At 69.9% G+C, this 26,003-nt stretch carries 27 protein-coding genes and 1 riboswitch; of the genes, 10 read left to right on the top strand and 17 right to left on the bottom strand.

Annotated elements, in window-relative coordinates; genetic code table 11:
* Positions 1-59: 59 nt before the first annotated feature.
* The 4 genes from trxA to MKK67_RS09625 all read left to right on the top strand — a co-directional run bounded on the left by trxA (position 60) and on the right by MKK67_RS09625 (position 2,912).
* The gene (trxA, locus tag MKK67_RS09610; protein ID WP_243963679.1) at positions 60-974 is read left to right on the top strand and encodes a thioredoxin; all 915 of its coding nucleotides are present in this window, start codon (positions 60-62) and stop codon (positions 972-974) included.
* 61 nt (positions 975-1,035) lie between these two features.
* Entirely contained in the window at positions 1,036-1,701 is a 666-nt protein-coding gene (locus MKK67_RS09615; protein ID WP_243963681.1) for an LON peptidase substrate-binding domain-containing protein, read from the top strand.
* Between the two features lie 14 nt (positions 1,702-1,715).
* Complete coding sequence (locus MKK67_RS09620; RefSeq protein WP_243963683.1) at positions 1,716-1,922, top strand: Trm112 family protein; 207 nt, start codon at positions 1,716-1,718, stop codon at positions 1,920-1,922.
* A 600-nt stretch (positions 1,923-2,522) separates the two neighbouring features.
* Positions 2,523-2,912, top strand: coding sequence for a hypothetical protein (locus MKK67_RS09625; protein WP_243963685.1), 390 nt, complete (start codon positions 2,523-2,525; stop codon positions 2,910-2,912).
* Positions 2,913-2,918: 6 nt separating this feature from the next.
* Here the strand turns inward: MKK67_RS09625 and MKK67_RS09630 are convergent, their stop codons facing one another.
* From MKK67_RS09630 to MKK67_RS09660, 7 genes are all read right to left on the bottom strand, one after another.
* Positions 2,919-3,281: an STAS/SEC14 domain-containing protein gene (locus tag MKK67_RS09630; protein ID WP_058193000.1), complete on the bottom strand. Its 363-nt coding sequence runs from the start codon at positions 3,279-3,281 to the stop codon at positions 2,919-2,921.
* A 77-nt stretch (positions 3,282-3,358) separates the two neighbouring features.
* Positions 3,359-5,545 carry a primosomal protein N' gene (locus MKK67_RS09635; protein WP_243963687.1) on the bottom strand — a complete coding sequence of 729 codons (2,187 nt, stop codon included), beginning with the start codon at positions 5,543-5,545 and terminating at the stop codon, positions 3,359-3,361.
* Between the two features lie 65 nt (positions 5,546-5,610).
* A complete protein-coding gene (locus tag MKK67_RS09640) occupies positions 5,611-6,777 on the bottom strand; it encodes an MFS transporter (RefSeq protein ID WP_243963689.1) in 1,167 nt (388 codons plus the stop codon).
* 55 nt (positions 6,778-6,832) lie between these two features.
* Positions 6,833-7,090, bottom strand: a complete 258-nt coding sequence (locus MKK67_RS09645; RefSeq protein ID WP_243942462.1) for a hypothetical protein — start codon at positions 7,088-7,090, stop codon at positions 6,833-6,835.
* 151 nt (positions 7,091-7,241) lie between these two features.
* Positions 7,242-8,342 carry an alpha/beta hydrolase gene (locus tag MKK67_RS09650; protein ID WP_243963692.1) on the bottom strand — a complete coding sequence of 367 codons (1,101 nt, stop codon included), beginning with the start codon at positions 8,340-8,342 and terminating at the stop codon, positions 7,242-7,244.
* 278 nt (positions 8,343-8,620) lie between these two features.
* Positions 8,621-9,910 carry an App1 family protein gene (locus tag MKK67_RS09655; RefSeq protein ID WP_243963694.1) on the bottom strand — a complete coding sequence of 430 codons (1,290 nt, stop codon included), beginning with the start codon at positions 9,908-9,910 and terminating at the stop codon, positions 8,621-8,623.
* Positions 9,911-9,933: 23 nt separating this feature from the next.
* Positions 9,934-10,332 carry a DUF3775 domain-containing protein gene (locus MKK67_RS09660; RefSeq protein ID WP_243963696.1) on the bottom strand — a complete coding sequence of 133 codons (399 nt, stop codon included), beginning with the start codon at positions 10,330-10,332 and terminating at the stop codon, positions 9,934-9,936.
* 217 nt (positions 10,333-10,549) lie between these two features.
* On the opposite strand from MKK67_RS09660, the gene MKK67_RS09665 reads away from it, so the two are divergent.
* Both MKK67_RS09665 and MKK67_RS09670 read left to right on the top strand, forming a co-directional pair.
* Positions 10,550-12,085, top strand: a complete 1,536-nt coding sequence (locus MKK67_RS09665) for a hypothetical protein (protein ID WP_243963698.1) — start codon at positions 10,550-10,552, stop codon at positions 12,083-12,085.
* A gap of 60 nt (positions 12,086-12,145) precedes the next feature.
* Entirely contained in the window at positions 12,146-13,468 is a 1,323-nt protein-coding gene (locus MKK67_RS09670) for an HlyC/CorC family transporter (protein ID WP_243963700.1), read from the top strand.
* 328 nt (positions 13,469-13,796) lie between these two features.
* Here MKK67_RS09670 and MKK67_RS09675 read toward each other — a convergent pair whose 3' ends face one another.
* On the bottom strand, positions 13,797-15,185 hold the full coding sequence (locus tag MKK67_RS09675; protein WP_243963703.1) for an aminotransferase: 1,389 nt from the start codon (positions 15,183-15,185) through the stop codon (positions 13,797-13,799).
* 132 nt (positions 15,186-15,317) lie between these two features.
* Here MKK67_RS09675 and MKK67_RS09680 point away from each other — a divergent pair, with 132 nt between their 5' ends.
* Positions 15,318-15,854 (top strand): hypothetical protein, encoded by a 537-nt coding sequence (locus MKK67_RS09680; RefSeq protein WP_243963705.1) that lies wholly within the window; start codon positions 15,318-15,320, stop codon positions 15,852-15,854.
* 40 nt (positions 15,855-15,894) lie between these two features.
* Positions 15,895-16,389 (top strand): glutathione peroxidase, encoded by a 495-nt coding sequence (locus MKK67_RS09685; protein ID WP_243963707.1) that lies wholly within the window; start codon positions 15,895-15,897, stop codon positions 16,387-16,389.
* A 138-nt stretch (positions 16,390-16,527) separates the two neighbouring features.
* Here MKK67_RS09685 and MKK67_RS09690 read toward each other — a convergent pair whose 3' ends face one another.
* The 4 genes from MKK67_RS09690 to MKK67_RS09705 all read right to left on the bottom strand — a co-directional run bounded on the left by MKK67_RS09690 (position 16,528) and on the right by MKK67_RS09705 (position 18,996).
* Positions 16,528-16,791, bottom strand: a complete 264-nt coding sequence (locus MKK67_RS09690; RefSeq protein ID WP_243963708.1) for a hypothetical protein — start codon at positions 16,789-16,791, stop codon at positions 16,528-16,530.
* 159 nt (positions 16,792-16,950) lie between these two features.
* Complete coding sequence (locus MKK67_RS09695) at positions 16,951-17,739, bottom strand: ATP12 family chaperone protein (RefSeq protein WP_243963709.1); 789 nt, start codon at positions 17,737-17,739, stop codon at positions 16,951-16,953.
* A 128-nt stretch (positions 17,740-17,867) separates the two neighbouring features.
* Positions 17,868-18,557 (bottom strand): HAD-IA family hydrolase, encoded by a 690-nt coding sequence (locus MKK67_RS09700; protein WP_243963710.1) that lies wholly within the window; start codon positions 18,555-18,557, stop codon positions 17,868-17,870.
* Between the two features lie 28 nt (positions 18,558-18,585).
* On the bottom strand, positions 18,586-18,996 hold the full coding sequence (locus tag MKK67_RS09705; RefSeq protein ID WP_243963711.1) for a hypothetical protein: 411 nt from the start codon (positions 18,994-18,996) through the stop codon (positions 18,586-18,588).
* Between the two features lie 169 nt (positions 18,997-19,165).
* On the opposite strand from MKK67_RS09705, the gene MKK67_RS09710 reads away from it, so the two are divergent.
* On the top strand, positions 19,166-19,879 hold the full coding sequence (locus tag MKK67_RS09710; RefSeq protein WP_243963712.1) for an alpha/beta fold hydrolase: 714 nt from the start codon (positions 19,166-19,168) through the stop codon (positions 19,877-19,879).
* On the opposite strand, the gene MKK67_RS09715 is transcribed toward MKK67_RS09710, so the two are convergent.
* On the bottom strand, positions 19,846-21,288 hold the full coding sequence (locus MKK67_RS09715; RefSeq protein ID WP_243963714.1) for an RluA family pseudouridine synthase: 1,443 nt from the start codon (positions 21,286-21,288) through the stop codon (positions 19,846-19,848). The genes MKK67_RS09710 and MKK67_RS09715 overlap by 34 nt on opposite strands.
* 146 nt (positions 21,289-21,434) lie before the next feature.
* A complete protein-coding gene (locus tag MKK67_RS09720; protein WP_243963715.1) occupies positions 21,435-22,370 on the bottom strand; it encodes a PLP-dependent cysteine synthase family protein in 936 nt (311 codons plus the stop codon).
* Positions 22,371-22,492: 122 nt separating this feature from the next.
* Here MKK67_RS09720 and MKK67_RS09725 point away from each other — a divergent pair, with 122 nt between their 5' ends.
* The gene (locus tag MKK67_RS09725; RefSeq protein ID WP_243963716.1) at positions 22,493-23,041 is read left to right on the top strand and encodes a GNAT family N-acetyltransferase; all 549 of its coding nucleotides are present in this window, start codon (positions 22,493-22,495) and stop codon (positions 23,039-23,041) included.
* A 70-nt stretch (positions 23,042-23,111) separates the two neighbouring features.
* Here the strand turns inward: MKK67_RS09725 and MKK67_RS09730 are convergent, their stop codons facing one another.
* The 3 genes from MKK67_RS09730 to MKK67_RS09740 all read right to left on the bottom strand — a co-directional run bounded on the left by MKK67_RS09730 (position 23,112) and on the right by MKK67_RS09740 (position 25,183).
* Positions 23,112-23,573, bottom strand: coding sequence for an NUDIX hydrolase (locus MKK67_RS09730; protein WP_243963717.1), 462 nt, complete (start codon positions 23,571-23,573; stop codon positions 23,112-23,114).
* Positions 23,574-23,863: 290 nt separating this feature from the next.
* Complete coding sequence (locus MKK67_RS09735; RefSeq protein WP_243963718.1) at positions 23,864-24,247, bottom strand: HigA family addiction module antitoxin; 384 nt, start codon at positions 24,245-24,247, stop codon at positions 23,864-23,866.
* Between the two features lie 561 nt (positions 24,248-24,808).
* A complete protein-coding gene (locus MKK67_RS09740; protein ID WP_243963719.1) occupies positions 24,809-25,183 on the bottom strand; it encodes a HigA family addiction module antitoxin in 375 nt (124 codons plus the stop codon).
* A 478-nt stretch (positions 25,184-25,661) separates the two neighbouring features.
* Positions 25,662-25,857: riboswitch (cobalamin riboswitch) on the top strand.
* Positions 25,858-26,003: the final 146 nt, after the last annotated feature.

Here is a 26,003-nt window from a genome sequence, read left to right on the forward strand (position 1 = left end):
CAGAGCCGGTTCGAAGCCCCATCTAAGGCGCTCCACGAAAAAGTTCCGAAGCCAGGCCAATGCTGAATGACACCTTCGCCGGGGGCGCTGCCCCGGCCGGCGATACCGATGCCCTGATCAAGGACACGACCACCGCGGGCTTCCGGCAGGATGTCATCGCCGAGTCGATGCACCGACCGGTCTTGGTCGATTTCTGGGCGCCGTGGTGCGGCCCCTGCAAGCAGCTCACGCCGGTCCTGGAGAAGGCGGTCAAGGCGGCCAAGGGCGCGGTCGCCCTGGTCAAGATGAACATCGACGACCATCCCTCGATCGCCGGCCAGCTCGGCATCCAGTCGATCCCGGCCGTGATCGTCTTCCAGAAGGGCCAGCCCGTCGACGGCTTCATGGGCGCGGTGCCGGAGAGCCAGATCAAGGAGCTGATCAACCGCGTCGCCGGCCCCGCTCAGGATCCGGTCGAGCTGGCGCTCGCCGACGCCGCCGCCCTGATCGAGGAGGGCGACCTCGCGGGCGCCTCCGAGATCTACGCGGCGGTGCTGGAGCAGCAGCCCGACAACGTCACGGCGCTCGCCGGCCTGGCGAAGATGCAGCTCGACGCCGGCGAGATCGAGAACGCCAAGCGCGTGCTGGCGATGGTCCCGGAGGCGAAGGCCGCCGACCCGGCGCTCACCGGCATCCGCGCCGCCCTCGAACTCGCCGAGCAGGCCGCCTCGCTCGGCGACCTCGCGGGCCTGCAGCGGGAGGTCGAGGCCAACCCGGACGCCCATCAGGCGCGGTTCGACCTCGCGCTCGGACTCGCCGCCGCGGGCGAGCGCGGCCAGGCGGTCGATCACCTGATCGAGTTGCGCAAGCGCGACAAGGACTGGAACGAGGATGCGGCGCGCAAGCAGCTCCTGCAGTTCTTCGAGGCCTGGGGCGTGATGGATCCCGACACGATCCGCGGACGGCGCAAGCTCTCGGCGCTCCTGTTCTCGTGACGCTTCGGCTCGCACCGGGGCGGATTATCCGGCCCGGCTTCGGGCCCATCGGGGAGGCGCCATGAGCACCCAAGCGAGCTACAAGGGCCCGGCGGATTGCCCCGCCGTCATCCCGGTCTTTCCGCTGCCCGGGGCGCTGCTGCTGCCGCGCGGCCAGATGCCCCTCAACATCTTCGAGCCGCGCTACGTGTCGATGATCGACGATGCGATGCGCACGGACCGGATCATCGGGATGATCCAGCCCGATCCCGAGGGCTCAGGCGCGGCCAACCCAAAACTTTTCCGGGTCGGCTGCGCCGGACGGATCACGCAATACGCCGAGACCGGTGACGGCCGCTACCTTGTCTCGCTGACCGGGATCAGCCGGTTTCGGGTCGAGAGCGAGTTGGCCTCCACCAGCACCTACCGCCGCTGCCACGTCTCCTACGACGACTTCGCGGTGGACTTCGAGCCGCGCGCAGGCGAGGAACAGGTTGACCGCGACGGCGTGCTCAAGGCGCTGCGCGACTTCGTGGACTCGAACGACCTGAAGGTGGATTGGGCCGGGATCGACGAGGCGCCCGACGAGGCGCTGGTCAACGCCCTCTGCATGATGAGCCCGTTCGGCGTGCGCGAGAAGCAGGCGATGCTGGAGGCCCCGGACCTCAAGACCCGGGCCGAGATCCTGATCGCGGTCACGCAGATGGAACTGGTTCGCGGCTCCGGCCCCGAGCCGACGATGCAATAGGCTGCACGGCTGTCATGACCAACGACCTCACCAACCCCGTCGAGGCGACGCGCGTGGACCCCAAGCTCCTGGAGATTTTGGTCTGTCCCCTGACCAAGGGCACGCTGGACTACGATGCCGCCCGCCAGGAGCTGATCAGCCGCTCCGCCAAGCTCGCCTACCCGATCCGCGACGGCATCCCGATCATGCTGCCGGAAGAGGCACGCCCGCTGACGGATTGAGGGCCGAGGTCGGGGTACACGGCCGGATAGGTTTGGCCGCGCTGCTCTTGGAGCATCGGCCCCATGTTTGGGCTGGGACCTAGGCGGGTTTCGAAGCACAGGCGCTCTTGCCAGCCGCGACGTGCCCCCTCTCCCGTGCGGGAGAGGGTTGGGGTGAGGGACCAGGTTTTTCCGGAAAGCTCGCACCCCTCACCCTATCCCTCTCCCGCACGGGAGAGGGGACCCGCGCCGCGTCCTGAGATGCGTGCGACCAGCAACCCCGGGGGTTTGGTACGCGAGCACCTCAACGGCTCTCATCCATCGGCGATTGGAAACTCCGAGAGCTGTCCTGGCGGACCGTGGCCTCAGATCAGAACGCGCACCGCTCGCGACCCGATGTTCGCATGAACGCCCGCTCGATCCGCCAATACCGCCAAGCATTCGCAAAACGCAGCGTGGCTATTCCCGTCCGATCCGCCCGCGGATCCTGATCTCACCTCAAAAACCACGCGGTCATACTCTCGCCGCTTCTCTCATTCAGCATGGAGTTATCCTCCATCGACGAATGTGACCCGGCGCGCCATCACGGGCGGCGCGTGCTTTGCTGAAAGAGAATCCTGCATGATCAAGCTGGTCGCCGCCGCGGCTCTTGCCGCCGGCCTGTCTTCCGCCGTGTCGCTGCCGGCCTCGGCCGAGCCGGGCGCCAGCAACGGGACGTGGTCGGTGGAGCTGGTGACGGAGAGCGGCCTGTGCAGCGCCCGCTATTCCTACGGGCTGGCGATCCGCGAGGGTCAGGTGCAGCTGGTCTCGGGCGGGGCAGGGGCCCGGGTGAGTGGCCATGTCGGCCCCGATGGCAGCGTCGGGCTCGCCGTCACCAACGGGACGGCGAGCGGCACCGGGACCGGGCGGCTCCAGGCCGGCACCGGCTCGGGCACCTGGAAGGTCGCCTCCCTGTGCTCCGGACGCTGGACCGCGCGGCGCCGGGACGACCGCACCGCGCAGGCCGACTGATCTCAGTCAGGCAGCGCCGGCGAGCCAGGTGCGGGCCTCGGCGAGGCGGGCGCGCTCGAATACCTTGATCTGGGTCGGCGAGACGAAGTTGAAGGTCTCGGCCAGAGCCTTCAGCCAGGGGGCGTCCGTCACCAGGGCGACGTGGCTGACGCTCTTCATCATCGAGATGCCGAAGCGGGGATCCTTGAAGAAGGCCGCCGGCTCCATGCCCTCGAAGGCGCGGATATCCTCGAGCAGCTTGAGCTTGCCGCCCTTGTCGAGGTCAGCCTTCATGGCGTTCATGGCGGTGTTCATCTCCTCGTCGGAGATCTTGCCGTCGACCACGATCTCGGCGACGTTCGAATCCGGCGTCTTGGTATAGGTCAGCACTGATCGCTCCTCCGGGAACCGCACGCGTCCCGCCCCCGGCATCCGGAAGCGGGTCCGCTGCCCGTGCGGGCAGTGTCTTACAAAAAGCTCTGCGGGTCGACATCGATCGCGACCTTGACGTTGCCGCGCACCTTCGGGCCGCGGGCGATCCAGGCGCGCAGATAGGCCTGCATGTCGATGTTGCGCTCGGTCTTTACCAGCAACCGGAACCGGTAGCGGCCCCGGATCAGGGCCAGCGGCGCCTCGGCCGGCCCGAGCACCATCACGCCTTCCGGCGGGTCGGCGGCGCGGGCGAGGGCCTGGCCGTGGGCCTCCGCGACCTCGCGCTCGGCGGCCGAGACGATCAGCGCGGCGAGCCGCCCGAACGGCGGCAGGCCCGCCGCCTCCCGGGCCTGGATCTCCTCCTGGTAGAACCGCTCGGCATCCCCGGACAGCAGCGAGGCGATCACCGGATGCTCGGGCTGGTAGGTCTGCACCAGCGCCCGCCCGGGTCTGTCGCCGCGTCCGGCCCGGCCGGTGACCTGCTGGAGCAGCTGGAAGGTGCGCTCCGCCGCCCGGGGATCGCCCGAGGTCAGGCCGATATCGGCGTCCAGCACCCCGACCAGGGTCAGGCCCGGGAAATTGTGGCCCTTGGCCACCAGCTGGGTGCCGATCACGAGGTCGCATTCCCCGGCCGCCACCGCTTCCAGCTCTTGCCGCAGCCGGTCGGCGCCGCCGGGAAAGTCGCTCGACAGGACGACGATGCGCCGCTCGGGGAACAGCTCGGCGGCCTCCTCGGCGATCCGCTCGACCCCGGGGCCGCAGGCCGTGAGGTTGTCGAAGGTGCCGCACTCGGTGCAGGCGTCGGGTCGCCGCTCGGTATAGCCGCATTGGTGGCAGACGAGCGCCCGCCGGAACCGGTGCTCCACGAGCCAGGTCGAGCAATTCTTGCACTGGTAGCGATGCCCGCAGGCGCGGCACAGGGTCAGCGGCGCGTAGCCCCGGCGGTTGAGGAACAGCAGCGCCTGCTCGCCGCGCTCCAGGGTGGCCTTCACGGCGTTGACCAGGGGCGGGCTGAGGAAGCGGCCGCGCTCGGGCTGGTCCTTGCGCATGTCGATGGCGGCGATGTCGGGCAGGCGCCGGCCGCCGAAGCGCTCCGGCAGCAAGACGTGGCGGTAGCGCCCGCGGGCCGCGTTCACCCGGGTCTCGATCGACGGCGTCGCCGAGGCCAGCACCACCGGGCAGCCCTCCAGGCGACCGCGCACCACCGCCATGTCGCGGGCGTGGTAGTGGACGCCGTCCTCCTGCTTGTAGGCAGCCTCGTGCTCCTCATCGACCACGATCAGGCCGAGGCGGGCAAACGGCAGGAACAGGGCCGAGCGGGCGCCGACCACCACCAGAGCCTCGCCGGCCGCGACGGCCGCCCGCAGGCGCTCCCGCCGCTTGCCGCCGATGCCGGAATGCCAGGCCGCCGGCCGGACCCCGAAGCGCTGGGCAAAGCGGTCGAGGAACTGGGCCGTCAGGGCGATCTCGGGCATGAGGATCAGCGCCTGCCGGCCCGCCCGAATGCAGGCGGCCACCGCCTCGAAATAGACCTCGGTCTTGCCCGAGCCGGTGACGCCTTCGAGCAGGATCGGCCGGTTGTCGGCCGAGTCCGACTCCGGATGCCGCCACGGGAACGGCTCGACCAGCTCCGTCACCGCCTCGGCCTGGGCGGGCGAGAGCGGCGTCCGCGGAAAATCGGGATCGGGCCGCGGCGCGACCGGCTCGGGCTCGACCGCGACGGTCTCGAGGACGCCGTCGTCGATCAGGCCGTCCACCACCGAGAGCGAGACCCCGGCCTCCTTGGCGAGCGCGCTCTTGCCGCGCAGCTCCCGGTCCACCGCGACCGCCAGGACCTTGGCCCGGGCCGCGGTCGGCCGGGTCGGCTGCTTGTCGGTGAGGCGCACCGCCACCCGGGCAGTCTCGGCGGCGGCGGCCTCGTCGGGCAGGCGCAGCACCATGGCGAGCGCCGAGCCCTTCGGCGCCAGGGTGTAGCGGGCGATCCAGTCGACCAGGCTGCGCAGGGGCTCGGAGAGCGGCGCGTAGGGCAGGCGGCCGGTGACCGGGCGCAGGTTCGAGCCGCCGGCGGACTCGGCCAGGCCCCAGACCACGCCCACGATCTCGCGGGGCCCGAGCGGCACCTGCACCACGTCGCCGACCGAAAGGTCGAGGGTGCCGGGCACGGCGTAGCTGTAGGGCGCATCGAGCGCCAACGGGATCAGGATCTCGGCGACAAAGGGCATGCGAGGCGTATCGGGCGGGTCCGTTCCGGGTCCGTACCACAGGGCCGGGAAAAGAACCCGCGGCTTCAGCGGTCGCGCAGACCCGGCACCAAAGGCAGGGCGGCGAGGCTGAGCGCCGTCATCGCCCAGAAGGCCGAAGCGCCGAACGCCCCGTAGAGCGCGCCGGAGGCCAGGGTGGCGAGCACGCCGGACAGGCCCAGCGCCACGGTGCCGTAGAGCGCCAGGGCGGTGGCCCGGAGTTCCGGGGGCGTGGTGGCCTCGATCAGACCGAGGCAGGCGAGGTGCAGGAGGGCGAAGCTCAACCCATGCAGGGCCTCCGCGGCGGCGACGAGGGGGATCACAGTGGTGCAGGCGAGGACCGCCCAGCGCAGGGCGCCGGCGCAGGCCGCCACCGCGATCCCGGCGGGCAGGCCGATCCGCGCCAGGAGAGGGGGACCGGCGAGCAGGAAGACCAGCACCTCGGCGGCCACCGATCCGGACCAGATCAGCCCGGCGGTGCCGGCCCCGATTCCGGCGCCGCGCCACAGGATCATCGCGAAGCCGTCGTGTAGGGCATGGGCGCCGATCACCAGCGAGCCTGCGAAGAGGATGCGACGGAAGCGCGGCAGCCGCAGCAACTCTGCGAAGTTTCGGCCCAACCAACCACCAGCCTTCGCCGAACCGTCCCGGACCGGCAGCGCCAGGGCCGCCCCGGAGGCCGCGATGAACAGGACGCCGCTCGCAACCAGGGCGGCGGCCAGGCCGTATGAGCCGATCAGCCAGCCGGCGGCGCCGGTGGCAGCGATGAACGCGGCCGAGCCGGCGGCCCGGACCCAGCCGTACTGGAACACCGCCCCACCCCGGGCGGCGGCGAGCGCCAGCGCGTCGGCGAGCGGTGGCGGCGCGGCGGTCCCGGCGGCGTACAGGAGGGCCGGCCCGAGGAGCTGCCAGAAGCCCGCACCGGGCAGATGCGCCAGGACCGCGAGACCGGTCAGCGCGACGCTCGCCGCCAGGACGGGGCGCGCGGCCCGGCGCCGGTCGGCGAAGGCCCCGGCCAGAGGTCCGACCACGAGCCGCAGAGCGCCGGCAGCGGCGAGGAGGGTGCCGATCTGGCCTGGGCTCAGGCCCCGCGCCGCCAGGAAGCCGGGCAGGATCGGCGACAGCAGGCCGTAGGCGCCGTAGAGGGCGGCGTACAGGACGAGGAAGCGGGCAAGACCGCCCCGCCACCCTTCGCTGATCGCGCCCTCTCCCATGGAGAGCGCATAGCATCCGCGTGCGCCCCTGTATCAGGAGCGCCGGGACTATCGCTCACGAATGCCGGCGCACCGCGTAGCGGTAGCGGCGGCCCTGTTCGTCCAGGAGCTCGCTGTCGGAGCCTTCCTGCCAGACGACCTCGTCCTTGGGGCCCTTGGCGTTCGTGAGGGTCGCGCCGCGGACGATGTCGAGGCTCAGGCCGAAGCCGTAATTGGTGGCGGTGGCGTCCGTGATCGCGGCCGAGATGTCGGCCTCGTCGGGCAGGCAGGCGAACAGCACGCCGTCGGCGATCGCGAGGGTGTAGGTTTGCACGAATGGGCTCCGGGAATCGGGGCGAGTGGGGGCCGGCACGCGAGCGCCCCAAGCTAGGAGGCCCATTCGGGACGAGAAGCGCGTTCTCCGAAATGCTGCATTGCAACATGGGGAGAGCGCACTCCATCACAAGGTGTCGAGCCCCGGCCTCTCAGCGGGCCAGATGCGCGTCCAGGAACCGGGCCATCTCGCCGAACACCTCCTTGGTCTCCGGCGCGTTCGGGGCGGCGAGGTACTGGGCATGCGACATGCCCTCGAACAGCTGCAGATCGGCCTCGATCCCGGCGGCGCGCAGCTTGCGATGGGTGCGCACGGTGTTCGACAGGAACAGGTCGCGGGTGCCGCTGATCAGGATCGCCGGGGGCAGGCCGGAGAAGTCGCCGTTGATCGGCGAGAGCTGCGGATCCTTCAGGTCGCGCCCGGCGGCGTAGAGCTTGGCGGCGGGCGTCAGGTAGCCGGAATAGCTCACCAGCACGTTGTCGAGCCACTCGTTGGTCCGGTACGTGTCGCCGGTCTCGGTCATGTCCGACCAGGGCGTGCCGAGCCCGATCGCGGCCGGCAGGGCCAGGCCCTCCTGCTTGGCGCGCAGCATCAGCGCCAGCGTCATGCCGCCGCCCGTGGAGGTGCCGAACACGCCCATGTTCTGCGGCCTCTGCATGCCGAGCATCGCCTTCCAGACCGCGGTGGCGTCGTCCATGGCGGCGGGGTAGGGGGCGTCGGGCGGCATGCGGTAATCCACCGCGATCACCTTGTAGCCGCCGAGCCCGGCCATCAGGATCGCCTCCAGGGTACCGGCCTCGCCCGGATTGTAGACGTAGCCGCCGCCGTGGATGTGCAGCAGCAGCCGGTTGCGGTTGGCCTCCGGGATGGTCCTGGGCTGGACCACGAACACCTTCACGCCGCCGATCACCGCGGCCTCGCTGGTGACGCCGAGTTTTTCGCGCAAAGCCGGCAGGGTGGCGGCGCCGGCCGCCGCCAGCCGGTCGACCAAAACCTTCCAGCCGGCGGCGTCCGGCGGGTTGGCGTTCCAGGCCGGCACCCGGTAGGGGGCCGCGACGGCGTTGCGGAAATCCGGGCTGACCGTGTCGGGCACCGGGATGACCCGGCCCGGCACCGTGCGGGGTCCGGGCGCGGCATTGGCCGCCCCCATCTCGGCGTCCAGCCGCCTGAAGTCCGACTCGGGGGCTGCCTGCCCGAAGGCGGCATGCGTGCCGAACGCGATCATCAGCAAAGCGGGCAGGCTCAAGCGCATCTGGTTTCCTCCGGCGAGCGGCCCCTTGCGGCTGCCCGTCGTTGCGGGCCTGGGGCACTCGTCCGTCAGGGATACAGGGGTGTGCGCAGGATGGGACTCGTTTTTCTTCCCAGGGTACGGGCGTTGCACGAACCTTTGAACCCAACGCCGTCATTGCGAGCGGAGCGAAGCAACCCAGGGCAGCGCGCGATCCCCGAACCGTGGCGCATCACTGGGTTGCTTCGCTGCGCTCGCAATGACGGTGCGTGGGGGACAGCTCGGTCCCCCCCCAAAAAAAATCACCCCGCCGCCCGGGGCAGGGCCGCTGGGTGTTCGGGCTCCACTACCACCGTGGCGGGCACGGTTCCGTCGCCGACCAGGGCGTCCGCCACGGCGTCGGAGGAGATCGTAGCCTCGGTGGTGGCCTCGCCCGGGGTGGTGGGCTCGGCGGTGATGCGGGCGGTCTCGCGGCGGGGCGGCGTGTCGGCGCCGGCATGCTCGTCGGCGACGCGGGCCACGGCCTCGGCGGTGATCAGCCCGATCCCGGCGGCGTGCTCGGCCATGGCGACGCTGTCGGCGGCGAGAACCAGGCTGGAGCCCGACCGGGCCACGGCCCCGGCGAGCCGGACGATCTCCTCCACGCGGGCGGCGTCGTTGGAGACGTTGCGGATGTAGACGGCGAGCACCCGCCCGGGATGCTCCTCGACGATCTGCGCGTAGACCTCGGGGTCGTGCTGGCCGCTGTCGCCGATCAGCACGAAGGGCAGGTCGTGATAGAGGGACAGCATGTGCCGGATCAGCGCCTGCTTGTGGTCGGTGGCCCGGCGCGGCAGCGGGTGCGTCCAGGACAGGCCCCATTCCCGCAGGAACAGCACCGGCCCCACCGGGATGCCGTGCCGCTGGAAGAACTCGGACAGCATCTCGTAGAGGCCCCAGGGCGCGCGGGAGACGTAGAGCATCGGGTTGCCCTCGGCCCCGCCGGCCCCTGCATGGAGAGCCCGGTACAGGGCGGCGACCCCCGGAAAGGCGACCCGGCTGTCGGCATCCTCGACGAACAGGCGCCACAGCATCTTCAGCTTGTTGGCGACGCCGGTATGCATCACCGTATCGTCGATATCGCTGATCACCACGCAGCGGCAGCCCTCGGGCGGGATGAACACCGCACCCTCGGCGGGAATCGGCGTCTCGTCCTCCAAGACGAGTTCCACCGGCTGCCAGGCGCCCGGGCGTCCGGGCAGCGCGCGCGGATGCAGGTGCAGGCGGAAATAGCCGTCCCGGTCGGTCTCGACCCGGGCCGCGTCACCGCCGAACCGGGCCGTGATCGCGGCGCCCGCCACCGTGCGCCGGGCGATCCGGCGGCGCAGGTCGCGCCACTGCGCCCGCAGGGAATCCGGGTCCTCTCCGGGAATGCCCGGGGATTGCCGGAACACCCGGCCGATCAAAAAGATCTCGCGGCGCGAGCCGTAACCGCGATAGGGCTCGACCACGAGCCCGCCGGGGCCCGTCCCGCCATGCCCCTGGGCGCGGCGGACCGGGCGGGTGAGGACCCGCACCGCCTTGTTGACGCCGCGGCGTACCCGGGAAGCCATGCCGCCGGTCTCCGGTCGGCGCTTCAGGCCTGGGGCAATTCGGGGGTCAGCCCCATCGCGTCGAGGCCCTCCTCCAGCAGGTCGCCGGCATCCGGCGCGCCGAGCAATTCCTTCACGGCGCCTTCGCCGACGGATTCGCGCTCGCGGGCGAAGCGGACCGCGTCGCCCCACTCCTCCGGCTCCATGTCGCCGCGGCCGATATAGAACAGGGCCAGGAGCTCGGCCCTCGCGTCGTCGTCGAGCCCGGCGATGGCGCCGCGCACTTCGGATTCGGTGGCGTCGTCGGTGCCCGAGATCAGGACGTCGGTGGAGCCGTCGTCGATCGGGTTCGAGCCCGAATCCGGGTCGGTGTTACCTTCCTTCACCTCGATGGCGCGCAGCCGCAGAACGATGTCGGTGACGGTGTCGACGGCGATATCCATGCGCTGTTCTCCCGAGGCTCGAAGGGCCGGGCGTGTCCGCCCTTAAGCCGCGACAACGGGCGAGGGCGCGCCGAGTTCGCCGCGCCGGACGGGCCGGCCGGGTTTGCGTGGTCCGCGCCACTTCCCGGCCGCAGGACCGTAGGCTAGAGCCTGCCAGACCTTCCGAACAATTGGATCGACAGCGGCGATAGACGTGACATCTTTGAACGCTGCCAGGTTGAGCCCTGCCGATATCGTCGATCGCGACGCAAATAGCGCCGACAAGCCCCGGCACCCGACGGCACGAGCCGCGGCGCTGCTGGCGGCCTCCGCCCTCGCGGCCGCCCTCGTCGCGGGGGCGACGCGTCCGGTCCAGGCCCGGGCCGCGGGCACCGAAGCCAGCGCGCCGAGCTGCTACGTCACCGGCGGCGGCGGCCTGGAGATCTGCCGCGACGGCGCCGAGGCCGAGGGCGTGCTGATCGCGCCGGCGCCCTGCGCGTTCGTGCGCGGCGTCCAGATCCTGCGGCTTCCCCGGGCCGAGGCGCCCGGCCCGCTGCAGATGATCTTCCAGGGCCAGAGCCCGGTGGCGTCGCGTCGCCGAGACGAGCCCTGCCCGGAGCGGCGCGCCACCGACAGCCGCGACGGCGGGTCGCTGCGCACCGGCCGCAGCCCGGAGGCGCTGGCCACGACGCTGCCGCCCTCGGCCGACCGGTTCTGGGTCGATCTCCCGGAGGAGCGCTCAGGTCGGCGCGGCGCGTCGGAGCCGGCGGCCGAGGGCATCGGACCCCGGGATCCGATCGCGGTCTCGGGCCGCGATTGGGCCGGGGAAGCCTACAGCTACGTCTTTTTGCTCGGGCAGGAGCGGGTCGGCGGCGAGCCGGATGACGACGCCCCGACCCGGCGGCGCGGTCGCCGGGCCGAGCGGGACGAGCCGGCGGCGCAACCGGCCGACATCCGGCGCCGGGTCCAGATCGCGGCCCGGACCCTCGACTTCCAGACCTTCGAGATCCGCACCCGCAGTCCGGACGGCTACGGGCTCGCCTGGACGCCATTCACCCCGGGCGGGCGCGGCACGCCGCCCAACCCTGCCCCGGTGGCCGACGAGTTCGGCAAGCCGATCGCCTCGGCCTGTCCGGCCCCGGCCTTCGAGACCCACGGGCTGGCAGGCTCGATCAGCATCGTCGACCGGACCTATCACTACGTCTACACCGACGTCCTGCCCGAGGATTGCGGCCTCGCCCCGGACAAGCGCCGCACCGCCCTCTACCTGCGCACGTCGAAGGACCTGTCGGCCGCAAAAGTCTGGTCGGCGGCGAAAAGACTCGCCGGGCCGCTGCCGCCCGGGAGCGTGGTCCGAGTGGCGCGGGCCAAGGGGATGCAGCGCTGGGCGATCTCCTACACCTGCCAGCGGCCGGCCAACGCGCCGGGCGGCCCGGTGGCCGATATCTGCCTGCAATACACCCCCGACCTGAACCTCGACGGGATCGGCGCGCTGACCCTCTACGCCGACCCGGTGGAGGCCGGCCGCTCGCCGACCTATCTCGGGCTGCGCTCAGGGGGCGACGGTAGCGGCCGCTTCGACCGGAGCGCGCATTTCTGGATGACCGACGCGCAGGGCAACCTCGACACCCCGGCGGTCTATCCGGGCAAGGCCGGGTTCCTGACCTGGCTCGACCGGCTCGCCCCCACGGCCTCCGGGCGCGACGGGTCGACCCTCTACGGGCGGCCGGTCTACTGGGCGACGTGGACGGTGCGTCGGATCGGCGCGCAATAACCCGCGCGAGACGTTATATGGGCGGCCTTCCCGCCGCCCGAGTCGTGCCTCTTGGAAACGATGGACACCCATATCGACCTGTGGTTCGCCGCGAGCATCGTGGTGATCTCACTGCTGCTCTCGGCCTTCTTCGCGGGGGCCGAGACCGCCTTCACCGCCGCCTCCCGGGCGCGGATGCACGCCCTCGAACAGGCGGGCGACCCGCGGGCGGCGATCGTCAACCGGATCCTGGCGATCCGCGAGCGCTTCATCGGCGCGATGCTGATCGGCTACAACATCGTGGCGATCGGCGCCTCGGCCTTCACCACCAGCGTGCTCACCGCCCTGTTCGGCAAGAACGGCGTGATCTACGCCACCGTCGGCATGTCGGTGCTGGTCATCGTCTTCGCCGAGGTGCTGCCGAAGACGCTGGCCATCTCCAAGCCCGACAAGGCGGCTCTGCTGATGGCCCGGCCGGTGGCCTTCGCGGTCGCCATCATGGGCCCGGCGGCGATCTCCATCGAGCACTTGGTGCGGCTGATGCTGAAGCCGTTCGGCATCACCATCGGCGAGCACCAGTCGATCCTCACCGCCTCCGAGGAGTTGCGCGGGCAGGTGGCGCTGATGCACCGGGAGGGCGGTGTCGCCAAGGCCGAGCGCGACATGCTCGGCGGCCTGCTCGACCTGTCGAACCTGTCGGTCTCGGACGTGATGGTCCACCGCACCAAGATGCGGGCGATCGACGCCGACCAGCCCTCGGAAGACATCGTCCGGGAAGTGCTGGCCTCGCCCTACACGCGCATGCCCCTGTGGCGCGGGACGCCCGAGAACATCGTCGGCGTGCTCCATGCCAAGGACCTGCTGCGCGCGCTTGACGCCGCGGGCGGCGACGCCTCGGGGCTGAAGGTCGAGGCCCTGGCGCTGGAGACCTGGTTCGTGCCGGGCACGACCTCGCTGCGCGCCCAGCTCAAGGCCTTCCTCACCAAGAAGACCCACTTCGCTCTGGTGGTCGACGAGTACGGCGAGGTGATGGGCCTCGTGACCCTGGAGGACATCCTGGAGGAGATCGTCGGCGAGATCGCCGACGAGCATGACGTGACGGTCTCCGGCGTGCGCCCGCAGGGTGACGGCTCGGTCAATGTCGACGGCGGCGTGCCGATCCGCGACCTCAACCGCGCCATGGACTGGAACCTGCCCGACGACGAGGCCACCACCATCGCGGGCCTGGTCATCCACGAGGCCCGGACCATCCCCGACCAGGGCACCGCCTTCAACTTCCACGGCTTCCGCTTCCAGGTGATCCGGAAGGCCAAGAACCGGATCACGACCTTACGGATCACGCCGCTGACCACGACCGGCATCCAGACCACCGCGCAGGCGGAGGCGCAGCGCGACCCGGTGTGAGGTGCCTACGATCGAAACAGGTTTCGATCGTAGTCTCTCCGAGGCCGATACGCGCCTTCCCTCCCCCCTCTGCGGGGGAGGGTGGCCCCCGAAGGGGGTCGGGAGAGGGGAGCGACGGTGCAGGATAAAGCTCCGGCTCGCACGCCTGCTCCGCGCCTTTTCCGGAAACCGGGCTCCCCTCTCCCGACCCGGCCTGACGGCCGGCCCACCCTCCCCCGCAGAGGGGGGAGGGAGACGCGCTTGGGGTTGGCCTTGGTTCTGGTCCGGCAGCGATGTGTGAACATCGTAGCCCGAACGGGAGAGGGGGCGCGTCGCGGCCCGGCTCTCCTCAGCCCGGCATCGCCTGCAACCCCTCGGCGCGGATCCAGTCGCGGGTGCGGTCCAGCGCCCGGCCGAGGCGGTCGAACAGCGCGTCGATCTCGTCGGGGCTGATGATCAGCGGCGGGCAGACGGCGACGCGGTCGCCGGCCAGGGACCGCACGATCAGGCCTTCTCCTTGCGCGAAGGCGACGCAGCGGGCGGCGACGCCGGCCTTCGGGTCGTACTGGCGCTTGCTGGCCTTGTCGGCGACGATCTCCAGCCCGCCGATCAGCCCGATGCCGCCGGCCTCGCCGACGATGTCGTGGTCGGCGAGCGCCGCGAGCCGGCGCTGGAAATGCGGCGCCTTCTCGGCCGCGCCCTCGATCACCTGGTCGCGCCGGTAGATCTCGATCGTCTTCAGCGCCACCGCGGCCGCCACCGGGTGCCCGGAATAGGTGGTGCCGTGCCCGAACGTGCCGATTTTTTCGCTCTGGCCGATCATCGCCTGGTAGAGCGGCTCGTCGATGCTGACGCCGCCGAGCGGCATGTAGGCCGAGGTCAGGGCCTTGGCGAAGGAGATCGAATCAGGCCGGATCCCCAGCGCCTCGCTGCCGAACCAAGTGCCGAGCCGGCCGAAGCCGCAGATCACCTCGTCGGCGATCAGCCGGACCTCGTATTTCGCCAGAACCGCCTGGATCGCCGCGAAGTAGCCCCGCGGCGGCACGATCGCCCCGCCGGCGCCCATCACCGGCTCGGCGATGAAGGCCGCCACCGTCTCCGGCCCCTCGCGCAGGATCGTCTCCTCCAGCTCGGCGGCGAGGCGGGCCGAATAGGCCTCCTCGGTCTCGCCCGGCTCAGCGCCGCGATAGAAATGCGGGCAGGCAACATGCAGAAAGCCCGGCAGCGGCAGGTCCCAGTCGGCATGGTTCGCGGTCAGGCCGGTCATCGAGGCGCTGGCCACCGTGACGCCGTGATAGCCTTTCTGCCGCGCGATGATTTTCTTCTTGTTCGGCCGGCCCAGCGCGTTGTTGTAGTACCACGTCAGCTTGACCTGGGTATCGTTCGCCTCGGACCCGGACGACGTGAAGAAGATCTTCGAGGTCGGGACCGGCATCAGCTCCTTCAGGGTCTCGGCCAGCTCGATCCCGGGATCGTGACTGCGGCCGGAGAACAGGTGGCTGAAGGGCAGCCGGCCCATCTGGACCCGGGCGGCCTCGACCAGCTCCGCATTCGAGTAGCCGAGCGCCGTGCACCACAGCCCCGACATGCCCTCGATGTAGGATCGGCCCTCCGTGTCGTAGACATGGACGCCCTCGCCGCGCTCCAGCACCAGCGGGCCGGTCTGCCGGTGGGTCGAGAGGTTGGTGTAGGGGTGGAGCAGGGTTTCGACGTCGCGGGTCGCGAGATTCGAGAGCATCGTTCGCACCGTCCTCATCCCAGGGAAGCCGCCACACTACCGACCCGATGCCCGTGCAGGTAGCCCGGCGGCCCCGCGCCCGGCCGTTGCCGGATGCATGCCCCCGTGTTTGACCCGCGCGACGCACGATCCATGCTGAATCCCGAAACCTTCGTGGCGCAACCCGCCCCCGGGCGCGCCTGCGGCGCCTGCACCCTGTGCTGCAAGGTCTACGACGTGCCGGCGGTGGAGAGCGTCGCGGGCCAGTGGTGCCGCCACACCAAGGCCGGCCAGGGCTGCGCGATCCACGCGACGCGCCCCGACCATTGCCGGGCGTTCCACTGCCTCTGGATGACCGAGAGCTGGCTCGGCCCGGAATGGAAGCCCGACCGCGCCAAGATGGTGCTCACGCTGGACCCGCTCTCCCGCAACATGAACGTGCAGGTCGATCCCGGCCAGGCGAATGCCTGGCGCCGGGAGCCCTATTACGGTCAGCTCAAGCGCTGGGCGGTGGCCTCGGTGCCGCTGCGCCGCCACGTGCTGGTCCACGTCAACAAGACCACCACGGTGATCCTGCCCGACCGGGACGTCAGCCTCGGGGTGGTCGGTCCGGACGAGCGGATCGTCTCGCACGACCGGATGACCCCGCAGGGCCCGAGTTTCGACGTGCAGAAGGTCAAGGCCGCGTAGGCCTCTTGCGGCCCCCGCCGGTTTGCCCGACTGATCGGGCATGACGACGATCCACGATTTCACGGTTCCCGCGGCCGACGGGAGCCCGTACCCCCTCGCGCAGCATCGCGGCGCGGTGCTGCTCATCGTCAACACGGCCTCGCGCTGCGGCTTCACCCCGCAATATGCCGGGCTGGAGGCGCTGTGGCGGGCGCATCGGGCCGAGGGCCTGACCGTCCTGGGCTTCCCCTGCAACCAGTTCGGCGCCCAGGAGCCCGGGGACGCCGCCGAGATCGCCAGCTTCTGCTCCCTGACCTACGACGTCAGCTTCCCGGTGCTCGGCAAGGTGGCGGTGAACGGCCCGGAGGCCGAGCCGCTGTTCGACCACCTGAAGCAGGCCCGCTCAGGGCTGTTGGGCACCAAGGCGATCAAGTGGAATTTTACGAAGTTCCTGGTCGGCCGGAACGGCCAGGTGATCGCCCGGTTCGCGCCGTCGGCGAAGCCCGCCTCGCTGGAGAGGAAAGTGCAGGAGGCGCTGGCCCAGCCGGCGGGGTAAGCGGTCGGCGCAACGATCGCCACCGTCATTGCGAGCGGAGCGAAGCAACCCAGGGCAGCGCCACGTTCGGGGATCGCGCGCTGCCCTGGGTTGCTTCGCTCCGCTCGCAATGACGGCCGTGAAAGGTCGGACCGCACCTCAAACCGGATCGAGATCGGCCTCCGCGAGCCGGCGCGTCTCCGCCGCCAGCCGCAGCAGGCTCCGCAGCGGCGCGATCCGCGACGGGCGCATCGCGTCGCGCAGGATCCCCACCAGGAACCGGGCCTCGGCGATCTTGCGCAGGGTCGGATCCGCGGCGCCGGCGATCAGCGCCTGCCGTTCCAGCCGCGACAGGGCCGCGAACAGCGCCTGGCGGCCCTCCGAATCGTCGGACGATTGCTTGCTGGCGAGGAGCGCGTCCAATTCATCTTCAAAACGATTGCGATGACAAGGATCGGCGCGCATTGGTGATCCGATGACTGATTTCTTCGGACCCTAGGTCAATCCTCGCGGGATGTCAGCCGGCTCCGCTACAGCGCCACAGCGAGTCTGGGAATGTTGCGCAATCCGCCCACGGGCGGCTCAGACGCTGGCGATGAGTTCGGCCGCGGCCTCGAATTCCACCCGGCGGATCGCCAGCCGCGCCTCGGCGTCGGCATCCCGGCCCCAGACAGCTGCCTGGTAGGTCTCATCGACATGGGCCGCGTCCCAGGCCTCGGCCGGGGTGAGTCGACCGCGCAGCACTGCGAGCGCGATCAGCAGCGAGCCGGTCAGCGTCGTCAGCGTGTGCAGGCCGGCCAGCCGGAACGGGCTCTCCACCGCGGCCACCGCCTCGGACAGCACCCGGACGGTGTCGGGCGGCTGCGCGACATGCATCACGCCCTCGCTGAGGATCACCCGGGCGCCAAAAATCTCCCGGGCCCAGTCGAGGATCGGGTCCCAGGCGGCGGCCTGGGCCGAGACCAGGCGCTCCGGATCCCCGGCCCGATAGGCGACGAGGTCCGTGCCCGCATAGGCGCAGAGATCCTCGACCACCGCCGCGTGCCGGGGGGCGACGCCGTCGATGCTGGTATTCGCCAGCCGGGTCAGCGGCATCCTGGCGGGATCGATCACCGTCTCCTGGGCCGCCCATTCGGCCGCGATCTTCTCCGCCAGGGCCCGGGTCGGCAGGCTCAGCGGGTTGCGGGCCGGCGTGTTGGCCGGACGGCCGTCCAGGGTCAGCCGGAACCCGTCCGCCCCCTCGGCGAAGCCGGCCTCCTTGTAGAACCGCCGCGGCAGGGCGGGCTTCGCATGGCCCCGGGCCGCCTGCACGGGATCGGGTCGTTCTGCGCCGCCCGGTTCGCCGAGCCAGTCGTTCGTCAGATCGCTCATGGATGCGAGATAGGGGTTTTGGGGTTCGTCGGCGAGCCTGGTTGGACGTCGCGCCGTCATTGCGAGCGGAGCGAAGCAACCCAGAGCGGCGCGCGTTCTCCGATCGGTCGATTCCCTGGGTCGCTTCGCTACGCTCGCGATGACGGCGAAATGGGCGAGCTCGGAGGCTCCCCCCCGGAAAACAACCCCTCCAGCGCCCCCGCGCTCGACACCACCGTGACCGCCCCCGCCCCGTAGAGGGCGCCGGCCGGGTGATAGCCCCAGCCGACCCCCACGGCGACGGCCCCGGCCGAGACGCCCATGCCGATGTCGAAGGTCGTGTCGCCGACCATGATGGTGGCCTCGGGGCCGCAGCCGGCCTCCGCCATCGCCTGGCGCAGCATGGTCGGATCGGGCTTCGACGGGGCGTCGTCCGCGCTCTGGGTGGTGGCGAACCAGTCGGCCCAGCCGTGATGCTCGATCAGCCGGTCGACGCCCCGCCGGGACTTGCCGGTGGCGAGGCCGATCAGCACGTCCTCGCGGGCATGCAGCCGGGCCAGCAGGTCGCCCATCCCGGGAAACAGCGGCTCCTCGTAGGCGGGATCGATCCGCAGGCGGTTATAGGCCCGCTTGTAGCTCTCGGAGAGGTCCGCGATCGGCCCATCCTCGCCGACGAGGCGGCGGAACGCCTGCGGCAGGGACAGCCCGACCACCGAGAGCGCCTCGCGCCGGCCCGGGGCCGGCAGGCCGTTCTCCGCGAAGGCGAGCCCCTGCGCGGCGACGATCAGATGCTGGCTGTCGACCAGGGTGCCGTCGACGTCGAAGACGATGAGCTTCATCGCCTGTGTCTGCCGGGCACGGGGCCGGTCACGGCTTGCGGCCCGGCTGCACCGGCTGGGCGGCACCCGGCTGCGCCGCCTGGCCGTGCGTGCGCTCGTAGCCGAGGCGGCAGCGGATCAGGAACCGCCGCCGCCGGCCGCCGCGCAGGCCGCGCTGGTGGGAGGCGCGGTTGCAGGCCGCGTAGGACCGCCGCCGGCGCTCGGCCCGGCCGCTCGACGCCGGACGCGGGGCAGCCTGCGGCTGGGCCGCGGACGGGGTGGGGGGCGCGGCCGGCTGCGGCGCATCGGCCGCCGGGACGGGCTGAGCCGGCTTCGGCGCGTTGGCCGGCGGGGCGGGGTTCGCCGGCGCGGCCGGCTTGGCAGCCTCGCCCGGCGCGGCCTGGGCGGGCGGCCCGACCAGGCAGAGGGCGGCGAGGCAGGCCAGCGTCGCGAGCTTCATGCGTCAGGGTCTCGAACCGCGGGAAATCGGCCCCGCGGCGGAACGGCGGGTCGCGGATCAGCATATGAGGCGAGGCGGCCGATTGCCAAGGCGTGCCGGGCGCGACACCTCCGGATCGCGGGCCGCGCGTCACCGGATTCTTGTGGCGGCCGACCCGCATGAGCGCGCCATGACCCTCGTCCTGCTCCCCGGCTTCATGACCGATCCCGACCTCTGGGCGGACATGCTCCCGCGCCTCGCGCCCCTCGGCCCGGTGCTGCACGGCGACCTGACCCGGGACGCCGGCATCGACGCCATGGCGAACCGGGTCGCCGGGGAGGCGCCGGAGCGATTCGCCCTGATCGGCTTCTCGATGGGCGGCTACGTGGCGCGCGAGATTGCCCGCCTGGCGCCGGAGCGGGTCCGGGCGCTCGTGCTGATCGCCACCTCGGCCCGGGCCGACACCCCGGCCCAGGCGCGCCGGAAGGTGGCGGCGGTGGCGAATGTCCGCCGCCAGGGGTTTTCCGGGCTCAGCCGGGCCGCGATCCTCGGCTCGGTCCATCCCGATCGGATCGGCGACGCGGCGCTGATCACCCGCATCCGGCAGATGGGCGACCGCCTTGGCGGGGAGGTGTTCGTGCGCCAAGCCGGGCAGCCGCGCGAAAGCGACCTGGGCCGGCTCGGCGCCATCGCCTGCCCGACCCTAGTGGTGGCCGCCGCCCAGGACGGCCTGCGCAGTCTCGACGAGGCGCGGGAGCTCCAGGCCGGCATCCCCGGCGCCACCCTGACGGTGATCGACGGCTCCGGCCACATGCTGCCGATGGAAGCCCCCGACGCCCTGGCGGAGGCCATCGTGCCGTGGCTCCAGGCTCAGCTCTCCGGCGCCTCGACGATCGGATCGTAACGGGAAGCGTCGAAGCCCAGAAGATTCCAGCTCTGGGCCATGTGCGGCGGCAGCGGCGCGCTGACATCCACGGGCCGGCCGGTGCGCGGATGCGGGATCACGATCCGGCGGGCGAGCAGGTGCAGCCGGTTCTGGATGCCGCCGGGCAGCTCCCAGTTCTCCACGGAAAAGTATTTCGGGTCGCCGACGATCGGGTGGCCGATATGGGCCGCGTGGGCGCGCAGCTGGTGGGTCCGCCCGGTCACCGGCTTGAACGACAGCCAGGACAGTTTTTGGGCGGCCTGATCGACCATGGCGTAATAGGTCAGGGCGTGGCTCGCGCCCTCGTCGCCGTGCTTGGCCACGCGCATGCGCGCATCGGCATCGGTCGGCTCGTCCTTGGCGAGGTAGGTCGAGACCCGCCCCTGCCGCACCCGCGGCACGCCCGCCGTGAGCGCCCAGTAGATTTTTCGCGCGGCTCGCGAGCGGAAACTCTTCGCGAGCGTGGCGGCCGCGAGCCGGGTCTTGGCGATGATCAGGCAGCCGGCCGTGTCCTTGTCGAGCCGGTGGACGAGGCGCGGCTTCTGCCCGTCCGGCCCGGTCAGCGCGGCGAGCAGCCCGTCGACGTGGCGGACCGTGCCCGAGCCGCCCTGCACCGCGAGGCCGAAGGGCTTGTTCAGCACCATCATGTCCGCGTCCTCGTAGAGGATCAGCGAGCGGATGAACTCGGCATCGTCCTGCTCCCGGGCGGCGCTGCGGGGGCGCTCGGTCGGCTGGTCGAGGCGCAGCGGCGGCACGCGCACGCTCATGCCCGGCTCGAGCCGGTCGTTGGGCTTGGCGCGCTTGCCGTCGACCCGCAGCTCGCCCTTGCGGACGATGCTCTGGACCCGGGTGAAGGGCAGCAGCGGGAAGCGGGCGGTGAGGAATCGGTCGATGCGCATGCCGGCCTCGTCCGCCTCGACCGTCAGGGTCTGCACCCCGGAGGCGAGGGTCGCGGAGGCGGCGGCGCGCTGCTCACGCCGGGTCGGGCCGGCCGGCGGGGCCAAGGGTTCCGGCCGGGTCTCGGCGGGCCTGGCCTGCGCCTTCGCGGCCGGCCTGGCGCTTGGCCGAGACGGCGCCTTCCGCGGGGGCGGGGCCTCGTCGCGCGCGACCGGGGCAGGCCGCGGCCTCGGCTTCGGCTTCGCGGCGGCTGCGGCAGCCGCCGCGACAGCATGGGGCGTGCCCTGCGCGGTCCAGGGATCGCGGGTGCCGGCATCGTCGCCGCGGTTGCGGGCCGCGCGCTCGGCGGCATCGCGGGCGCTGGTGCGCGGGCCGGTGCGGGCGCGCCCGTCGGACTGGAACTTGCCAGGCGAGAACTTGCCGGAGGAGAACTTGCCGGCTCCGGGCTTGCGCCCGTTCGGGCCGCCGCGTGGGGGTGGTCGTGTCGTCATGATTCCGCCAGCACCCGTCTCCGCTTCGGACGGAACGTCCGGGCGCATCGGCCGCGGCGTCGCGGAGGACCCGGACCGATGGGGTCGCCCGGCTCTAGCATCGCGGGGGCAATGCGGCAAAGGCGGAGCGCCCGAGCCCACAACCCTCAGTACTTGAGCCCGGTGTCGCACAGCACCGTGACGGCGACCGCGTCGGCCGGCAGGCGGCCTGAGGCGAGCAGAGCCACGGCGGCGCAGACATTGGCGGCGGCCGAGTAGCCGACATGCAGGCCCTCCCGCGTCGCCAGCAGCCGGCGCCATCGCGCGGCCTCATCGTCCGACACCGAGAGGGCGAGATCCATGAGCGCGGCATCCCAATGCGGCGGCACGCTGCCGTAGCCCGTCCCCTGCAGGACGTGGCGCGGCTTGGCGACGGGCTCGCCCGCCAGCGGCCGGCAGCCGGCCGGTTCCACTGCTGCGCAGACGACATGCGGATTGCGTGCCCGCAGCGCCGCCGCGACCCCGAGGAAGGTCGCCCCCGTCCCCACGGACGCGACCCAGGCATCAACCTGTCCCCCCGTTTGCGCCCAGATCTCCGGGCCGGTCGTATCCCGGTGGATCCCGACGCCCTCCGGGGCGTGGAATTGATCGACGTAGAAACCGCCGCGTTCCCGAGCGAGACGCCTCGCGTCTTCGGCGGCGGCCGCGACATCGGCCCCGGTCACCTGTCCCGGCAGGCCATCGACCTGCGGCACCAGCACGACCTCCGCCCCGAGGGCTTCGAGCATCCGCGCTCGCTGCGGACTGTTCCCGGCCGACAGGGTCACGACCAGCGGGTGCCCGAGCGCCGCGCAGGCCACGGCGAGGCCGGCCCCCATATTGCCGCTGGTCATCTCGACCACGGGCGCCCCCGGGGCCAGGCGGCCATCCGCCCGGGCGGCGAGCAGGATGGCCCGGGCCGCCCTGTCCTTCACGCTCCCGCCGGGCTGCATGAACTCGGCCTTCGCCAGGATGCGGCCCGGTCCAGGATGGGCACGGTCGAGGGCGATCAGGGGCGTGCCGCCGATCAGATCGAGGGCCGACGCGGTGATGGTAGGTGGCACGAAGGCGGACCCGGCGAGGTTGATCCCACCGGGAAGCTTAGCAGCGGCTTCTTGCGCCAGACAGGTCCTAGAGCCGGGTGATAAGCGTGGCCGCAATGGTTCGCACCGAGTAGCCTTCCGCGATGCTGCCGTTCCCGCGCCCCTCCGAGATGAGGACCGAACGTCTTGTGCTGCGCCCGCTCAGACACGCGGATGCCGCGCCGCTCTTCGCGACGTATACGGGCGATCTTGAGGTCACCCGCTACTTGCCGTGGCGACGCCATCGATCCCGAAATCAGACAGAAGCGATGATCCGCGTCGGCGAAGATTTGGCCGAATCGCGGACGGCCTACCTAATGGCAATCACCCTTCATGACGATACGAGCAGCCCGATAGGCCTGCTCAACATCGGGGATAGTGAGCACGGCATCTCGGTCGGCTTCGGCCTGGCACAGAATCGCTGGGGCGGTGGCTACGGCAGCGAGATCATCGCTCACGTGTGCAAATGGCTGCTCGACCGACCCACAGTCTGGCGCGTCTGGGGCTATTGCGACGCAGAGAATGCGGCATCCGCCAGGGTCATGGTGAAAGCCGGGATGCAGTTCGAAGGCACGCTCGGGCGCTTCGCCGTGCATCCCAACCTCGCATTCGAGCCACGCGACTGTCAGCTTTTCGCTGCCATCCGCGGGTGAAGGGAAGGTCTGCTCTCGACCGATAACCCCAGGCCGAGTCGGACCTCCGGTCCGACTGTGATCTCACCTGTTACTTCCGCCCCTCTGCCAGAAGCTTCCCCTTGAGCCCGACCGGAAAAAGCTCGGGCCCACCATCGCGATCGAGTTCCTCCAGATCGCACCAGCGCGCGACGCAAGCCGTGCCGCAATCCTCGTGGAAGACGATGGACTCCTGCGTATCGAGCGGGCCGGGCGGCAGGGCGACCGGGAACAGGAACAGCACCTCGTGCCCCGGGCTGCCCTCGTGCGTATAAAGATTCTCCATCACGAGCGGGGCACCGAGTACCTGCACGGTGAGGCCGAGCTCCTCCTGGAATTCCCGCACCAGCGCCGCCTCCGCCGGCTCGCCGAATGCGACGCTGCCCCCGAGCGGCCGCACGCCCTTCAGGCGCCCGTCATCGGCATAGACCTCGGCGACCAGCAGCCGGCGCCCCCGCCAGGGCAGGCCCAAGGCCTTCACGCGGATCTCCGAAGGGGGGCGCCAGACCGTCATGAAGGTGTCCTATCGGGCCGTCAGAGAATGACAAATGCCCGGGACGCACGATTCCAGAGGAGCCGAATGCGCGTTTCCTGAAGCGCCAAGCGCAGGACCAAGCCCTTACCAGCCGGCAGCTATCGTCACGGCTCCGGCACCCAATCGTCAAACCATATTCTTCGGTTCAGGCCGATCGTTTACTGTCTTTCCAAAGGTTCAGGATGGGTGGAAGGATACGGCCTTCCACCAGCCCGTCCATCGGCCCGGTATCCCGGATGCCGGGCCGCAGGATCGAGGCAGGCCAAACCTCACCCGATCGCGCGCTGACGGCCTAGCGCAGCGGTCTGAGGTCTGCCCCTGGCAACCTGAGGCCCAGTCTTTGCCATCTGTGCCTTGGCCCGGGCAATCAACTCGTTCTGTATGGTCCTCTCACGCTTGCGCACCCGAGCGATGTCGAAGCGGTTCTGCATCTCCATCATCATTTCCATATTGAATCCGAACGCCTTCTCGATCCGAAAGGCCACTTCGGCATCCAGCCCGATCTTTTCGTTGAGGAAATCGGACAGCGATTGACGCGTGATGCCAAGTACGCTGGCCATTCCCATGACCGTCAGATTGCGGGGCTCGAAGACTTTGCGGCGCAGAAACCCGCCGGGATGGCAGGGATTTTCCAATCTATAGACTTCGCTCATCACGTCACCCTCTGTCGATAGTTGAGAATGTCTTAAGCCCGACCCGTCAACTTGGCTTTAGATCCCACACGATTGCCCAAACCCGCCCGACACGCACAGACAAAAATCACAGCCACTCAAACTATCGATCTTTTGATAGGCTTGACCAGCAATCGTTTATCTAGAATTGTAAGGGTTGGATATTTTTACAAAACTTCAATCCGCCCCACACGCATCGCCATCTTATCTGTCAATCGACGTCATATTACGCACAGCCCTCTCAATTAGAAAATATACCAGCAATCCGCGATACGAACTCTTTTTTAGAGTGGAATGAGATTGGTCAAATCGCTCGGCTCATAAATTTTGTTATTTTTCAATTTCGATCTCGAACAAGCCCCCCGAATTAAGGAACGATGCTGATGATTTGAAGCGGGAGAGCAGGCGAGCAGCGCAGCAGTTGGCGCAAATGTCCACACGCTTGAGGCTCTCGCGCCAGTAAGCCAAGATGTTCGGTGGTGGCTGCCCCGATGTGCGGCGCGGCGTTGCGAATGCCGGGCCGCACATCAGCAGGAGGCAGCTTCAGCCGACAGCGCGCTCTCGGTTGGCCGTCAGAGAGCTTGTCCTGGTCATCTGCCCCCCCGCCTTGGTCGTCTGAGCCGCCTTGGCCAGGAGCTCGCTCTGAAGGCGCCGCTCGCGGTTACGCACTTTGGCGATCTCGAAGCGGCTCTGCATGTCCATCATCATTTCCATATTGAATCCGAACACCTTCTCGATCCGGAAGGCCATTTCGGCATTCAGATTGATCTTCTCGTTGAGAAAATCGGAAAGCGATTGACGGGTGACGCCTAGGAGGCTGGCCATGCTCATGACGGTCAAGTTGCGCGGCTCGAAGACTTTGCGGCGGAGAAATCCACCAGGATGGCCCGGATTTTCCAATCGATAGACTGTGTTCATCACGCCTTCCCTCCTCGGTAATTGAAAGAGTTTTCGATTTAATTCGTCAGTTCTTCACAACCCATTCCGGCACTATATTGCGATTCTTGAACGACGTCGATCGATATTTCTCATCGATTTGGGCTCTTGTCTGTAAATTACCCAGGTCGACCGACCCATGCACTGGACTCTAGGGATAAAATCTATATTCCGCCGGCGCTTCGAGAGGCGCGGCAGATAACACTCGCATTTTATGCTGTCAATCATCTTGAGATGGTGCGTGCAAAGCCAAAATTATCCTTAGAATTGTTTGTTTAGACGGGTAAACAACATAGATAGAAAATTTTTCTAGCTTCCGAAATTTTTAAATCGGCACAAAGAAAGCCGGCATGCCCGCAGGGCTAAAATTTTCTTTTCAGTCATGTTTCAATCGGTGCCCACGGACAGGCGGCGGCGTTTTTAGCGGATGTCCGCAGGCTTGACGCCCAGCCGCCATACAGCCAAGCTAGAGGCTGACGGTTCCCTTCGGGGATCAAAAGGGAACGCGGTGAGGGGTCTTCCTCGAAACCGCGGCTGTCCCCGCAACTGTGAGCGGTGAGCCCTTCACCACCACGTCACTGGGTCTTGGCCCGGGAAGACGGTGCGAGGGCGGCGACCCGTGAGCCAGGAGACCTGCCGTCAGCCGTGGTCACACGCGAAACGCGCTGGGCGGGGTGTCCTGGCGGGTGTCGAGACGCCCGTGCGCGAGCATGGTCGGCGAGGCCTCGTTCGCGGTGACGTGCCACAGCAAGCGCGCCCGCGTCCCGGTTCCCGATGCCCGTTCTCACCGTGCCGATCCCGG

The organism is Methylobacterium sp. J-072, from assembly GCF_022829425.1.
Classification (GTDB): Bacteria; Pseudomonadota; Alphaproteobacteria; order Rhizobiales; family Beijerinckiaceae; genus Methylobacterium.

Bases quoted from the DNA above. Each gene is read 5' to 3' on its own strand.
- MKK67_RS09715 (WP_243963714.1), bottom strand. From the start codon at position 21,288: ATGACGACACGACCACCCCCACGCGGCGGCCCGAACGGGCGCAAGCCC.
- MKK67_RS09620 (WP_243963683.1), top strand. From the start codon at position 1,716: ATGACCAACGACCTCACCAACCCCGTCGAGGCGACGCGCGTGGACCCC.
- MKK67_RS09730 (WP_243963717.1), bottom strand. From the start codon at position 23,573: ATGACGGTCTGGCGCCCCCCTTCGGAGATCCGCGTGAAGGCCTTGGGC.
- MKK67_RS09705 (WP_243963711.1), bottom strand. From the start codon at position 18,996: ATGAAGCTCGCGACGCTGGCCTGCCTCGCCGCCCTCTGCCTGGTCGGG.
- MKK67_RS09670 (WP_243963700.1), top strand. From the start codon at position 12,146: ATGGACACCCATATCGACCTGTGGTTCGCCGCGAGCATCGTGGTGATC.
- MKK67_RS09685 (WP_243963707.1), top strand. From the start codon at position 15,895: ATGACGACGATCCACGATTTCACGGTTCCCGCGGCCGACGGGAGCCCG.
- MKK67_RS09650 (WP_243963692.1), bottom strand. From the start codon at position 8,342: ATGCGCTTGAGCCTGCCCGCTTTGCTGATGATCGCGTTCGGCACGCAT.
- trxA (WP_243963679.1), top strand. From the start codon at position 60: ATGCTGAATGACACCTTCGCCGGGGGCGCTGCCCCGGCCGGCGATACC.
- MKK67_RS09725 (WP_243963716.1), top strand. From the start codon at position 22,493: ATGCTGCCGTTCCCGCGCCCCTCCGAGATGAGGACCGAACGTCTTGTG.
- MKK67_RS09655 (WP_243963694.1), bottom strand. From the start codon at position 9,910: ATGGCTTCCCGGGTACGCCGCGGCGTCAACAAGGCGGTGCGGGTCCTC.
- MKK67_RS09740 (WP_243963719.1), bottom strand. From the start codon at position 25,183: ATGAACACAGTCTATCGATTGGAAAATCCGGGCCATCCTGGTGGATTT.
- MKK67_RS09710 (WP_243963712.1), top strand. From the start codon at position 19,166: ATGACCCTCGTCCTGCTCCCCGGCTTCATGACCGATCCCGACCTCTGG.
- MKK67_RS09735 (WP_243963718.1), bottom strand. From the start codon at position 24,247: ATGAGCGAAGTCTATAGATTGGAAAATCCCTGCCATCCCGGCGGGTTT.
- MKK67_RS09625 (WP_243963685.1), top strand. From the start codon at position 2,523: ATGATCAAGCTGGTCGCCGCCGCGGCTCTTGCCGCCGGCCTGTCTTCC.
- MKK67_RS09635 (WP_243963687.1), bottom strand. From the start codon at position 5,545: ATGCCCTTTGTCGCCGAGATCCTGATCCCGTTGGCGCTCGATGCGCCC.
- MKK67_RS09675 (WP_243963703.1), bottom strand. From the start codon at position 15,185: ATGCTCTCGAATCTCGCGACCCGCGACGTCGAAACCCTGCTCCACCCC.
- MKK67_RS09615 (WP_243963681.1), top strand. From the start codon at position 1,036: ATGAGCACCCAAGCGAGCTACAAGGGCCCGGCGGATTGCCCCGCCGTC.
- MKK67_RS09660 (WP_243963696.1), bottom strand. From the start codon at position 10,332: ATGGATATCGCCGTCGACACCGTCACCGACATCGTTCTGCGGCTGCGC.
- MKK67_RS09695 (WP_243963709.1), bottom strand. From the start codon at position 17,739: ATGAGCGATCTGACGAACGACTGGCTCGGCGAACCGGGCGGCGCAGAA.
- MKK67_RS09680 (WP_243963705.1), top strand. From the start codon at position 15,318: ATGCTGAATCCCGAAACCTTCGTGGCGCAACCCGCCCCCGGGCGCGCC.
- MKK67_RS09640 (WP_243963689.1), bottom strand. From the start codon at position 6,777: ATGGGAGAGGGCGCGATCAGCGAAGGGTGGCGGGGCGGTCTTGCCCGC.
- MKK67_RS09700 (WP_243963710.1), bottom strand. From the start codon at position 18,557: ATGAAGCTCATCGTCTTCGACGTCGACGGCACCCTGGTCGACAGCCAG.